General features: G+C 70.7%; 9 protein-coding genes and 1 tRNA gene. 4 read left to right on the top strand and 6 right to left on the bottom strand.

Going from position 1 to position 11,961, the window contains the following annotated elements; genetic code table 11:
- The first annotated feature begins 119 nt into the window (after nucleotides 1–119).
- A tRNA-Leu gene (locus ACFWE2_RS20765) sits at nucleotides 120–193 on the top strand.
- A 104-nt stretch (nucleotides 194–297) separates the two neighbouring features.
- On the opposite strand, the gene ACFWE2_RS20760 is transcribed toward ACFWE2_RS20765, so the two are convergent.
- A complete protein-coding gene (locus ACFWE2_RS20760; protein WP_377226108.1) occupies nucleotides 298–2,535 on the bottom strand; it encodes an excinuclease ABC subunit UvrA in 2,238 nt (745 codons plus the stop codon).
- Nucleotides 2,536–2,751: 216 nt separating this feature from the next.
- Here ACFWE2_RS20760 and ACFWE2_RS20755 point away from each other — a divergent pair, with 216 nt between their 5' ends.
- Nucleotides 2,752–3,231 carry a helix-turn-helix domain-containing protein gene (locus ACFWE2_RS20755; RefSeq protein WP_377226107.1) on the top strand — a complete coding sequence of 160 codons (480 nt, stop codon included), beginning with the start codon at nucleotides 2,752–2,754 and terminating at the stop codon, nucleotides 3,229–3,231.
- A gap of 4 nt (nucleotides 3,232–3,235) precedes the next feature.
- On the opposite strand, the gene ACFWE2_RS20750 is transcribed toward ACFWE2_RS20755, so the two are convergent.
- The 3 genes from ACFWE2_RS20750 to ACFWE2_RS20740 form a co-directional block, all read right to left on the bottom strand.
- On the bottom strand, nucleotides 3,236–3,838 hold the full coding sequence (locus ACFWE2_RS20750) for a ClpP family protease (RefSeq protein ID WP_377226106.1): 603 nt from the start codon (nucleotides 3,836–3,838) through the stop codon (nucleotides 3,236–3,238).
- A 91-nt stretch (nucleotides 3,839–3,929) separates the two neighbouring features.
- Nucleotides 3,930–4,628 (bottom strand): ArsR/SmtB family transcription factor, encoded by a 699-nt coding sequence (locus ACFWE2_RS20745; RefSeq protein WP_377226105.1) that lies wholly within the window; start codon nucleotides 4,626–4,628, stop codon nucleotides 3,930–3,932.
- 62 nt (nucleotides 4,629–4,690) lie between these two features.
- A complete protein-coding gene (locus ACFWE2_RS20740) occupies nucleotides 4,691–4,906 on the bottom strand; it encodes a hypothetical protein (RefSeq protein WP_377226104.1) in 216 nt (71 codons plus the stop codon).
- A gap of 287 nt (nucleotides 4,907–5,193) precedes the next feature.
- Here ACFWE2_RS20740 and ACFWE2_RS20735 point away from each other — a divergent pair, with 287 nt between their 5' ends.
- Nucleotides 5,194–8,817 (top strand): efflux RND transporter permease subunit, encoded by a 3,624-nt coding sequence (locus ACFWE2_RS20735; protein ID WP_377226103.1) that lies wholly within the window; start codon nucleotides 5,194–5,196, stop codon nucleotides 8,815–8,817.
- 106 nt (nucleotides 8,818–8,923) lie between these two features.
- On the opposite strand, the gene ACFWE2_RS20730 is transcribed toward ACFWE2_RS20735, so the two are convergent.
- Together ACFWE2_RS20730 and ACFWE2_RS20725 are read right to left on the bottom strand one after the other, a co-directional pair.
- Nucleotides 8,924–9,811: an ABC transporter permease gene (locus ACFWE2_RS20730; protein WP_377226102.1), complete on the bottom strand. Its 888-nt coding sequence runs from the start codon at nucleotides 9,809–9,811 to the stop codon at nucleotides 8,924–8,926.
- Nucleotides 9,808–10,761, bottom strand: a complete 954-nt coding sequence (locus ACFWE2_RS20725) for an ABC transporter ATP-binding protein (protein ID WP_377226101.1) — start codon at nucleotides 10,759–10,761, stop codon at nucleotides 9,808–9,810. Before ACFWE2_RS20725 ends, ACFWE2_RS20730 begins: the two co-directional genes overlap by 4 nt.
- 222 nt (nucleotides 10,762–10,983) lie before the next feature.
- Here ACFWE2_RS20725 and ACFWE2_RS20720 point away from each other — a divergent pair, with 222 nt between their 5' ends.
- Nucleotides 10,984–11,883, top strand: coding sequence for a Bax inhibitor-1/YccA family protein (locus ACFWE2_RS20720; protein ID WP_377226100.1), 900 nt, complete (start codon nucleotides 10,984–10,986; stop codon nucleotides 11,881–11,883).
- Nucleotides 11,884–11,961: the final 78 nt, after the last annotated feature.

The following is an 11,961-nucleotide window of genomic DNA, read 5'->3' as shown; positions in this document are numbered from 1 at the left end:
GTTGATTGACCGATCTCGAAGCAACCGACCGAACTCGTAGTCAGGATCGTGCAAGGGGCCGAAGTCGGTCCCGCGAATAGTCTCCTCGGGCAGTGTGCCCTCGGTAGTCTCTGGGGTGCGCCCCCATAGCCCAACTGGCAGAGGCAGCCGGCTTAAACCCGGCACAGTCCCGGTTCGAACCCGGGTGGGGGCACTCGGTGCTCCGGCGTCAGGCTCTGTGGGTATCTCCTGAGCCCGCGGTTCCGCTTCGGGCGCCTGCCTCGTCCCTCGGCCCGCACCCTTCGCTGGACCTTCCGCTCAGGAGATCAGCTCGGCGAGATGGCGGCCGGTCAGTGACGCCTCCTCGCGTGCGAGGTCGGCCGGGGTGCCCGCGAAGACGACCCGGCCGCCGTCGTGCCCGCCGCCGGGGCCCATGTCGATCACCCAGTCGGCACGCGCGACGACCGACAGGTTGTGCTCGACGACGATGACCGACCGGCCGGAGTCTACGAGGCGGTCGAGCAGGCCGGCCAGGTTGTCGACATCCTGCATGTGCAGGCCGGCGGTGGGCTCGTCGAGGACGAACGCCGGGGTGTCGCCGCCCATCTCGATCGCGAGCTTGAGCCGCTGCCGTTCGCCGCCGGACAGGGTGTTGAGGTGCTGTCCGAGCGAGATGTAGTGCAGCCCGACGTCGGACAGCCGGGAGAGCATCGGCACGATCGCCTTCTCGGTGAAGAAGCCCAGCGCCTCCTCGACGGACATGGCGAGCACGTCGGCGATGTTCTTGCCGCGCAGGGTGTAGCCGAGGACCTCGTCGGTGAACCGCTTGCCGCCGCACGCCTCGCACGGGCTCGCGACACCCGCCATGAAGGCGAGGTCCGTGTAGATCAGGCCCACCCCCTTGCACGCCGGGCACGCGCCGGCCGAGTTCGCGCTGAACAGTGCGGGCTTGACGCCGTTCGCGCGGGCGAACTGCTTGCGGATGGGTTCGAGGATCCCGGTATAGGTGGCCGGGTTCGACCGCCGCGACCCGCGGATCACCGACTGGTCGACGAACGTCACGCCGTCGCGCGGCAGGCAACCGTGGATGAGGGAGCTCTTGCCGGACCCCGCGACTCCGGTCACCGCGACGAGCACGCCGAGCGGGACGTCGACCGACACGTCCTGAAGGTTGTGCAGGGTCGCGTGGTCGATCCGGAGCACCCCGGTCGGGGTGCGCGTCGTCCGCTTGACGGTGACGGCCTGGTCCAGGTGCTTGCCCGTCGCGGTCCCGGAGTTGCGCAGCCCCGCGAGGTCGCCCTCGTAGACGACGGTGCCGCCGTGCGTGCCGGCCCCGGGCCCCATGTCGACGAGGTGGTCGGCCGCCGCCATGACCTCGGGCTTGTGCTCGACGACGAGCACCGTGTTGCCCTTGTCCCGCAGACGCTGGAGCAGCGCGTTCATCTGCCGCACGTCGTGCGGGTGGAGGCCGATCGTCGGCTCGTCGAACACGTAGGTCATGTCCGTCAGGGCCGAACCCATGTGCCGCACCATCTTGGTGCGCTGAGCCTCTCCGCCGGACAGCGACGACGACTCCCGGTCCAGCGACAGGTACCCCAGCCCGATCTGCTCGAACGTGGCGAGCAGGTCGCCCAGCCCGTCGAGGATGGGCTGGACCTGCGGGTCGGTGAGGTCGCGCACGAGCTCGGCGAGGTCGGTGAGCTGCATGGCGGCCGCTTCGCCGATGTGCTTGCCCTTGACCAGCGACGACCGTGCCCGGTCGTTGAGCCGGGTGCCGCCGCAGTCCGGGCAGGCCGTGAACGTGGCGAGCCGGTCGACGGCCGCACGCATAGCGCCCTTCATCGACTCGACGTCCTTGACGAGGTAGAGGCGCGTGATCTTCGGGACCAGCGACTCGTACGTGGCGTTGATGCCGCCCGCGACGATCTTCCGCTCAGCGCCGTACATCAGGTCGTGCCACTCGGTCTCGCTGTAGTCCGCCAGCGGCTTGTCGACGTCGAAGAGGCCCGAGTCGGCGTAGACCTTCCAGTACCAGCTGCCGACACCGAAGTTCGGGAACGTGATGGCACCCTCGTTGAGCGACTTGCTGCGGTCCACCAGGGCCTCGGTGTCGATGGCCGAGACGCGGCCCAGGCCCTCGCACCTGGCGCACATGCCCTGCGGGTCGTTGAAGGAGAAGAGGTTGGACCCGCCGATGTGCGGCTGGCCCAGCCGCGACCAGATGACACGCAGCATCGTGTAGGCGTCGGTGGCCGTGCCGACCGTCGAGCGCGCGTTGGCACCCATGGGCTCCTGGTCCACGACGATTGCCGCGGAGAGGTTCGACAGGGTGTCGACGTCGGGCCGCGGCCGCGACGGCATGAAGCCCTGGAGAAACGCCGAGTACGTCTCGTCGATCAGCCGCCGCGACTCGGCGGCGACCGTGCCGAACACGAGCGAGCTCTTGCCCGAGCCGGACACTCCCGTGAAGACGGTGAGCTTCCGCTTGGGGATGTCGACGGAGACTCCCCGCAGGTTGTTCTCGCGAGCTCCGCGCACCTCGATAGATCCGAACACCGCTGTCCTTTCCTGGTCGGTGGTCCCATGCTGCCAGCAGGCACTGACACTTACCCTGGCTCCGCCGTCCGGCCTCGCGCCCCCGGAGTCACGCCGCCAGGAGTCACGCCGCCCCCGTTACGCCAGGAGCAGACGCCGGAACGACCTACGGTGTCAGTGGGGTTGGGTACCGTGACGGGTACCAACGGCGGGAGTGGGCAGATGACGATGATCTCGATGGGTACCGCACGTACAGCCGGGCTCGGCACCACGAACGAGGGTGGGCCCGGAGCCAGACCCGGCACGCTCGAACACACCCGCGAACCGCTGTTGCGCGACCTGGTCGGCGGCATCCTGCGGCGCACGCGCCGGGAGCAGCGGCGCACGCTCGCCGACGTCGCGGCCGACGCCCGGGTCTCCACCGCCTACCTGTCCGAGGTCGAGCGCGGGCGCAAGGAGGCGTCCTCCGAGGTGCTCGCCGCCGTGTGCGAGGCGCTCGGCATGCGGCTCGTCGACCTCGTGGAGCGGGCCTGGGCCGAGCTCGCCCTCGCGCTGGCGGCGCAGGAGGAGAGCCGCAGGGTTCGTGTCCTGTCGTCCGCTGCTCGCCGTGCGGCGGGCTTCTCGTCGTCCCGCCATCCGCTGCAGGCGGAGCAGGCGGCCCCGGCCGGCACGTCCGGCGCCGGCCGGAGAGGCGAGGCGGTGCTGCTCGCGGCGTGAGGCCTCAGAGCCCGGCCCGTCGCCTTGCGCCAGGGCGGACGTCGTCCACCTGGTCCACGATCTTGTCGATCATGCCGTAGGCCAGCGCCTGCTCGGCCGTGAACCAGCGGTCGCGCTCGGCGTCCGCTGCTACCGTCTCGACGGGCTGGCCGGTGTGCTCGGCCTGCAGCCGGTGCATGACCTCCTTGAGGTGCCGGACGTTCTCGGCCTGGACGACGACGTCGCTGGTCGTCCCGCTGGTCTCACCCGCCGGCTGGTGCATCATGATCCGCGCGTGCGGCAGCGCGTACCGCTTGCCCTTGCTGCCGGCTGCGAGCAGGAACTGCCCGATGCCGCCCACGAACCCGACGGCGACCGTCGAGACGGCGTTCGGCAGGAGCTTCATCGTGTCGTGGACGGCGAGCCCGGCGCTGACGGAGCCGCCAGGGGAGTTGAGGTAGAGGCTGATGCCTGCACCGGAGTCCTCGGCGGAGAGCAGCAGGAGCTGCGCGGTGACACGGTTGGCGACGGCGTCGTCGATCTCGGTGCCGATGAGCACCATGCGCTGGTGCAGCAGGCGCGAGCCGAGGTGGTCGTCGAAGGGCTGGGTGTGCGCTGTCTCGGTCATGTCCTCACGATCACCCCGTGCGGACCGGCCCGGTAGCGATCTCTGCCCGCCGCAGATCTGCTCATGGCAGACCGTGGGTCAGAGCGGGGCCTCAGAGCGGGTTGCCCTCGGGGTCGACCGTGGGGAAGACGTCGAAGTGGATCTCGAACGGCACAGCCCCCGGCAGGCCCTCCTGCCTGCTCAGCGGTTCGAGATGTTCCGCGGCGAACTGCTCCCAGGCCTCGACGACCGCCATCGCCTGCTCGCGCGTGGCCCACTTGTTGACCGTGACGAACGTGGCGGAGCCCATCCACGACTCCAGGGTCTCCTCGTCCGCCTCCTGCCCCGCGCGGGCGAAGGCAAGCACCCGCTCGTTACGCAGCCGCAGGAACTCCATGTTGACCGCCTCGGCGGTCTGCCGGCCCGCGGGGGAGTCCTTGCCCGCGCTGGAGATGCTGAACCCGCCGGGGGTGCGTTCCCACCAGCGCTCCCGTGCAGTGCCCTTGCCCTCGACCTCGCGGACCAGCCCGTGCTTGGCGAGCTGGCGGAGGTGGTAGCTCGTCGAGCCGCTGGACTCGCCGACGATCTCGCCGAGCTTGCTGGCGGTGAGGGGCCCGCGGATCGGCAGCAGGTCGAGGATGCGGATGCGCAGCGGGTGGGCGAGTGCGCGCAGTGCCGCGGGGCCGAGCTCGGCCGGCGGACCTGCGACGGCGGGCGCGGCGCCGTCCGGCACCACGCGGGGTGATGGCGCCGGGGAGCGAGGGTCTCGTTCCGCCTGCCCGCCCGGGAGGTTCTTGCGTGCTGTCGCCATAGGCAGGACGTTACCCACTCGACGCGGTCGTGACCGGGCGGTGGACACAGGGCCCACGGCGATCAGCGCAGGGAGAGCGGGTGGCGAGCCGCCAGGTTGTCGCGCACGCGCTCGGCCTGGGCGCGCTGTCGCTCCGCGCGCTCGATCTCGCGGCGCTGCGCCTCGGGTTCGGTCTGCCTCTGTGCGGCGGGCCGGCCGGCCTCGGCGGGTGCGGCAGCGCGGAGCCCCCCGAAGGGCTGCGGAACGGTGGTGCGGACTGCGGGTGCGTAGGCGCTCATCGCGATCTCCTGGCTTCTGGGCTCGTGCGGGGAGTAGCAGGTGTGCACCACCCTACGCACGCCAACATCTCTTTGCAAGAGATTCTTTGCAACTGGATCTTTGGAACTGGCCGATCCGGATGCGCGTCAGGCGGGCTTGCGGGCGCCGCAGGGCACTGCCCTAGTCTGTGACTTCCGTCGGTTTTCACCCCCTTGGTCTGAACCCGGGTCTGAACCCGGGTCTGAACCCGGCCACGACGGCGGCGTCGCGCCGTATGCCCGAACCTCGTCCGCACCGTGGAGTCCTCGTGTTCCATCTCGCCCGGCTGTCCCTCGCGAACCGAGCCGTCGTGGCGCTGGTGACCATCGCGGCAGCGGTGTTCGGGGTGCTGAGCATGACCTCCCTGAAGCAGGAGCTGATCCCGTCCCTGCAGCTCCCGACCGGCATCGTGAGCGCGCAGTACCAGGGCTCGTCGCCCGAGGTCGTGGAGGAGCAGGTCACCGACGTCATCGAGGACGCCGTCGCCTCGATCGACGGGATCGCGGCAGTCCGGTCCACCGCGTCCACCGGTGTCTCGCTCACCACCGTCGAGTTCACCTACGGCACCGACATGGAGGCCGCCGCCCAGCGCCTCCAGACCGCGGTGGCGGGTCTCCAGCCCGCTCTCCCCGAGGGCGTCAGCCCACAGGTCACCACCGGTTCCGTCGACGATGTCCCGGTGGTCCAGCTTGCCGTGGCAGGTGACAAGAGCCCCGATGCGCTCGCCGACACGGTCGAGGACGTGGTCGTACCCGCCCTGGAGGACGTCGACGGCGTCCGCGCGGTCGCCGTCACCGGCGAGCGCGAGACAGAGGTCCGCATCCTGCCCGACCAGGAGAAGCTCTCCGCCGCGAGCCTCACCGCCGAGGACCTGACCACCGTGCTGCAGGACAACGGCGTGGTCCTGCCGGCGGGTGAGATCACCGAGGGTGGGCGCGCCTGGTCCGTCCAGCTCGGCACGCCCGTCGACATGGTCGACCAGATCGAACGGCTCCCCGTCGTCCCGGGCGGAGCCGACGGTCCGGGTGCGGCGGCAGGCGGCGCGGTAGCCGGAGACGGGGTGGACGGCGCCACGGGCACCGACGCCGACGCGATGGCCGGTGCCCTACCCGCCGACCCGACCGCGCCCGCCCTGCCGGACAGCCCGCCGCTGCTGGGGCAGGTCGCATCCGTGCGGCTCGAGCCGGTGGAGGCGACGTCGTACTCCCGGCTCGACGGCGAGCCTTCTCTCGGCCTGGCCGTCACGAAGACGCCGGAGGCGAACACCGTCGAGGTGTCGCACGCGATCGAGCGGGCGCTCGCGGAGAGCGAGGTGGCGGACACGCTGACCGAGCGCGGCGTCGACACCGCCGTCGTGTTCGACCAGGCGCCCTTCGTCGAGGACTCGATCCACGGGCTGGCCACGGAGGGCGGGCTCGGCCTGCTGTTCGCCGTCCTCGTCATCCTCGTGTTCCTGATGTCGATGCGGTCGACGCTCGTGTCCGCGATCTCGATCCCGCTGTCGCTGGCGGTGACGTTCATCGCCATGAGCGCCGGCGGCTACACGCTCAACATCCTGACGCTGGGTGCGCTCACGATCTCGATCGGCCGGGTGGTCGACGACGCGATAGTCGTGATCGAGAACATCAAGCGGCACATGTCGTACGGCGAGGAGAAGACCACCGCCATCCTCGCGGCCGTGCGTGAGGTCGGCGGGGCCATCGCAGCCTCCACGATCTGCACCGTCGCCGTCTTCCTGCCGATCGCGTTCGTCGGCGGCATGGTCGGTGAGCTGTTCCGGCCGTTCGCCCTGACCGTGTCGACAGCGATGCTCGCCTCGCTCGTCGTGGCGCTGACGATCGTGCCGGTGCTGGCGTACTGGTTCATCAGCCCGCCGAAGAAGGCGGGACGCAGTGCGGCGCTTGCCCGGGCGGCGGCGGAGGAGAAGGAGAGCCGCGGCGTCTGGCAGCGGATCTATGTGCCGACGCTGAACGGCGCGCTGGGCCGGCCCGTCGCGACGATCGCGGTCGCCGTCGCGATCCTCGGCGGCACGGCCGCCCTCGTCCCGGACATGGAGACGAGCTTTCTCGGGGACAGCGGCCAGGACACGCTGACCGTCACGCAGCACTACGCGCCCGGCACGTCGCTCGCCGGGCAGGACGAGGCGGCGCAGCAGGTGGAGGCAGCTCTGGCCGACGTCGAAGCGGTCGAGAGCGTGCAGGCCACCGTCGGCAGCAGCGGCGACATGTCGATGGCGGCCTTCGGCGGGGCCAGCGCCGGCCTCAAGGCGTCCTTCGCGGTCACCCTCGCCGAGGACGCCGACGGCGCGGACGCCGCAGCCGACATCCGTGCCGCCGTCGGAGGGCTGACCGAGGAACCCGCGACCGAGATCTCCGTGTCCGCCGGTGAGTCCGTCGGCACGTCGTCGATCGACCTCGTGGTCCGTGCGCGCGACGACGCGACCCTGAGCGAGGCCACCGAGCAGCTGCAGGAGGCGACGAGCGGCCTGAGCGGGGTGGCCGAGGTCAGCAACGACCTGGCGGCGGCGCAGGAGATCGTCGAGGTGACCGTCGACCGCGAGGCCGCGGCCGGGTACGGCCTCACCGAGACCCAGGTGACCGCCGTCGCGTCTGCCGCGATGGCCGGTGCGCGGGAGATCGGCGAGCTGCACACCGCCGAGGGGCCGGTCGGGGTCACGCTCGCCGCGGGTGCGGTGCCGAGCACGATGGGCGAGATCAGGCAGATCCAGGTCCCGACGGCGGTCGGCGCCATACCGCTGGGCGACGTCGCGAACGTGGAGGTCGCCAGGACGCCGGCGTCGATCAGCCGGATCGACGGCGACCGGTCGGCGACCGTGTCGGTGACGCCCGCGGGTGACGACCTCGGCACGGTCACCGACACCGTGAAGGCCGAGATCGAGTCGATGGCCCTGCCGGCCGGGGCGACGGTGTCGGTGGGTGGTGCGGCGGCCGACCAGGCAGAGGCCTTCAAGAACCTGGGGATGGCGCTCCTGGCCGCCGTCGCGCTCGTGTTCATCGTCATGGTGGCGGCGTTCCGCAGCCTGGCGCAGCCGTTCATCCTGCTGGTGTCGATCCCGTTCGCGGCGGTCGGGGCTCTCGTCGCGCTGGTCGCCACGAACACGCCGCTGGGCGTGCCCGCGCTGATCGGCACCCTCCTGCTGGTGGGCATCGTCGTGTCGAACGCGATAGTGCTGATCGACCTGATCAACCAGTACCGGCAGGACGGCACGGGTCTCGACGAAGCCGTCCGCGAGGGCGCCCGGAAGCGGCTGCGGCCCATCGTCATGACCGCCCTGGCCACGGTCTTCGCGCTGCTGCCGATGGCGTTCGGGCTGACCGGCGGCGGGGCGTTCATCTCGCAGCCGCTCGCACTGGTGGTGATCGGTGGGCTCGTGTCCTCGACCCTGCTGACGCTGTACGTGGTGCCGGTGATCTACACGATCTTCGAACGCCGGGCCGAGCGGCGCCGAGCGGCGGACCAGGCAGCGGGGCGCACCACGCGCCGTCCGCTGACCGGCGCCTTCCCCAGCGTGGCGACCGGTGCGTTCCAGACCGTCGGACGGGAGGCGGCGGCGCAGCGACGGGCGCAGGGCGGACCTGTCCAGCAGGGTGGACCTGTCCAGCACGGCTGGCCGCCCGCGCAGCCCGACCAGGCGCGTCCGGCGCGGCACAGCCGGCCGACGCCGGCCCAGGTTCCGGGCACCTGGCCGCCTCAGGTGGTGCAGGCCCGGCAGCAGCCGGCCCCGCGGTTCCAGCTGCAGAACCAGACGCCCCAGCCCCAGCACCGCCCCCCGTCGCCGTGGCCGCCACAGCCCGGTCCGGGCGCCGAGCCGGCCTACCAGCGGCCCACGCCCCCTCCGGCCTGGCCCCACCCGCTGGATCCGCCCGACTGACGGCTGGCTCCGACGTCCGCCTGGAGAACACGATCAGGCACGGTCCTGGGGCCAGAACTGTGCCTGATCGTGTGACGGAAGCGGACTTCCGTCGGAGTGCCTGGTCCTACGCGTCCTGAAGCTTCAGGCGCATCGCCGCGCCGGTCAGCACCACCACCGTGTAGCCGGCGAGCACGCTGATGCCGACCCACGGGTCGAGCACGTCGGGGAACGCGCCTGCGTTCGGGGTGATCTGCGCCCCGGCCACGCTGGGCAGCAGCTTGTTGACCGTGCCCACCCACTCCAGCTGGGAGGCGCCGAAGGTGGCGATCTGGACGATCGTCGGGATCACGAGGAAGATCGCGACCACCGTGAAGATCGCGCCCGCGGTGTGCCGCAGCAGGGCGCCGAGCCCCAGCGCGAAGAGCGCCACGAGCGTCACGTACAGCACGACGCCGAGCAGCGACCGCACCTGGCCGTTGTCGCCGAAGTCGACGGTCGCGTCGTTGGAGCTCAGCATCGGGTAGGTGACGAGCCAGCTCAGCGCGAGCGACACGGTGACGAGCACCACCGTGACGAGCGCCAGGACGACTGCCTTGCCGAAGAAGGCGGGAAGCCGGCTAGGCACCGCCGCGAACGTCGAACGGATCATCCCCGTGGAGTACTCACCGGTGATCATCAGGGCGCCGAGCACCGCGACCACGAGGGCCGCCATCTCGAAGCCCGCGCTGACGACCATGGTCCCGCCGAGCATCCCGCCCATGGCGGCCTGGTCCTCAGGGGCGGCGCCCTCCATCTCGTTGCCGACGAGCTGGACGATGAGAGCCATCATGAGCGCGAAGCCGACGATCACCACGACCGTCGAACCGAGCGTCCACCACGTCGAGCGCAGGCTCCACAGCTTGATCCACTCCGAGCGCAGCACCCGCACGAAGGTGACGTTGCGGACCGTGGTCTTCTCCATCGTCATACCCGGCGCGGACCCGCCCGCCGGAGCCGTGACCGTCGCGCTCATGCCTTGCTCCCCTCGAGGTCGGACTGCGTGCCCGCGTGGCCCGCGATGGCCTCGGACTGGTACTCCACGGAATCGGCGGTCAGCGACATGTACGCCTCCTCGAGCGTCGACGCGACCGGCGTCAGCTCGTGCAGCACCACCCGCGCGGAGGCGGCCAGCTCGCCGACGGCGGCCGCGTCCGTGCCCCGGATCTCCAGGAGGCCGGGCTCGACGGCGTCTACCTCGGCGTCGGTGCCCTTCAGGAGCTCGGCGAGCACCGTGGCCTGCGGCGAGCGGACCCGCACGATCTTGCGCGCGGCGCCGTCGACGATCTCGGAGACCGGGGCGTCGGCGAGGATGCGGCCCTTGCCGATGACGAGCACGTGGTCGGCCGTGAGGGCGACCTCGCTCATCAGGTGGCTGGACAGGAAGACCGTTCGGCCCTCCGACGCCAGGAACTTCGCGATGTTGCGGACCCAGAGCACGCCCTCGGGGTCGAGACCGTTGACGGGCTCGTCGAGGATGAGCGTGCGCGGGTCGCCCAGCAGGGCCGCCGCGATACCGAGCCGCTGGCCCATGCCGAGCGAGAAGCCGCCCACGCGCTTGCTGGCGACGGGCCGCAGGCCTGTGAGCTCGATCACCTCGTCGACCCGCTTCGTCGGGATGCCGTGTGTCGCTGCCATGGCGAGCAGGTGGTTGCGGGCGGTCCGCCCGGTGTGCACGGCCTTCGCGTCGAGCAGCGCACCCACCTCGGCGAGCGGCCTGCGGTGCGCGGCGTAGGGCTTGCCGTTCACGGTCACCGTGCCGGCGGTGGGCTTGTCCAGGCCCACGATCATGCGCATGGTGGTCGACTTCCCGGCGCCGTTCGGGCCCAGGAAGCCCGTCACCTGGCCCGGCTGCACGGTGAACGTGACTCCGTCAACGGCCGTCTTGGTGCCGTACCTCTTCGTCAGGCCTGTGGCCTCGATCATCACTTGCCCTTCCATCTGGCACGCCGGGGTGGCCTCTGCGGCCACCGGTCGGTCACGACAAGATTGGTTACGACGAGACTAGGGAGCCGATGGCTCCCGCCGCACCCTTTACACGCCCGGATCATCCCTCGGGCGGACCGAGTTCATCCGAAGGTATGACCCGGGAACTACTGGGACCTTCCCAGCGTTCCCTAGGATGGTCCGACAGACCAGGAGGAGCAGATGAGCAACCCCGTCTTTTCGAGAAGCGACGTCTTCGGTGAGCCCCGTCGCACCGGTGCGGCTGACGCCCGCCGTGGCGGCACCGCCACATACCCCAACCAGACCCCCGCATACGGCACCCCGCCGCAGGCCGGTCAGTACGGCCAGTACGGCGCGGGTCCGCAGCCCATGGACGCGTCAGATCTTGACGCGATGTACCAGTCGCCGTCCGCCACCACGGCGGACACGAAGCGCATGACCTATGACGACGTGATCATCAAGACCGGTGGGCTGCTCGCCCTCCTGGTCGTGGTGGCCGCTGCGACATGGACGCTTGTGCCTCGACCCATGCTGGGCATCGTCATGATCGTCGGCCTGATCGGTGGCCTGGTCCTCGGCCTGGTCAACGCGTTCAAGCGCAACCCGAGCCCCGCGCTCATCGTGGCGTACACGGTGTTCGAGGGCGCGTTCCTCGGTGCGATCTCGCTGATGTACAACCAGATCGCCGAGGGCGCCGTGTGGCAGGCGGTCCTCGGTACCGCGTCGGTCTTCGCCGTGAGCCTGTTCCTGTTCCGGAGCGGCAAGGTCCGGGTGACGCCCAAGTTCACGCGCTGGCTGATGTTCGCCCTGCTGGGTTACGCCCTCTTCAGCCTGATCAACCTCGTGCTGATGATGACCGGCGTGCTGGACGGCTTCGGCATGCGTAGCGGTCCGATCGGCGTGATCGTCGGTCTGGTCGCCGTCGGCCTCGCGGCGGCGTCCCTGATCGTCGACTTCGACTCCATCAAGCGTGGTGTCGAGGCCGGCGTGCCCGCCAGGATGGCCTGGGCCGCTGCCTTCGGCCTGCTGGTGACGCTGATCTGGCTGTACCTCGAGCTGCTTCGTCTCGTGACGATCATCAGCAGCTTCGGCAGCGACTGACCCACCTGCTGTACCAGCGACGGCCCGGCACCTTCCAGCGGAAGGTGACCGGGCCGTCGTCGTGCGGTGGACTATGCC

The sequence above is a fragment of the Promicromonospora sp. NPDC060271 genome, from assembly GCF_042726755.1.
In the GTDB taxonomy this organism is placed as follows: domain Bacteria; phylum Actinomycetota; class Actinomycetes; order Actinomycetales; family Cellulomonadaceae; genus Promicromonospora.
This window is presented reverse-complemented; position numbering and strand designations above follow the sequence as displayed.

Coding starts and splice junctions, on each gene's coding strand:
- ACFWE2_RS20745 (WP_377226105.1), bottom strand. CDS start 4,628: ATGGCGACAGCACGCAAGAACCTCCCGGGCGGGCAGGCGGAACGAGAC.
- ACFWE2_RS20755 (WP_377226107.1), top strand. CDS start 2,752: ATGGGTACCGCACGTACAGCCGGGCTCGGCACCACGAACGAGGGTGGG.
- ACFWE2_RS20750 (WP_377226106.1), bottom strand. CDS start 3,838: ATGACCGAGACAGCGCACACCCAGCCCTTCGACGACCACCTCGGCTCG.
- ACFWE2_RS20730 (WP_377226102.1), bottom strand. CDS start 9,811: ATGAGCGCGACGGTCACGGCTCCGGCGGGCGGGTCCGCGCCGGGTATG.
- ACFWE2_RS20740 (WP_377226104.1), bottom strand. CDS start 4,906: ATGAGCGCCTACGCACCCGCAGTCCGCACCACCGTTCCGCAGCCCTTC.
- ACFWE2_RS20725 (WP_377226101.1), bottom strand. CDS start 10,761: ATGATCGAGGCCACAGGCCTGACGAAGAGGTACGGCACCAAGACGGCC.
- ACFWE2_RS20720 (WP_377226100.1), top strand. CDS start 10,984: ATGAGCAACCCCGTCTTTTCGAGAAGCGACGTCTTCGGTGAGCCCCGT.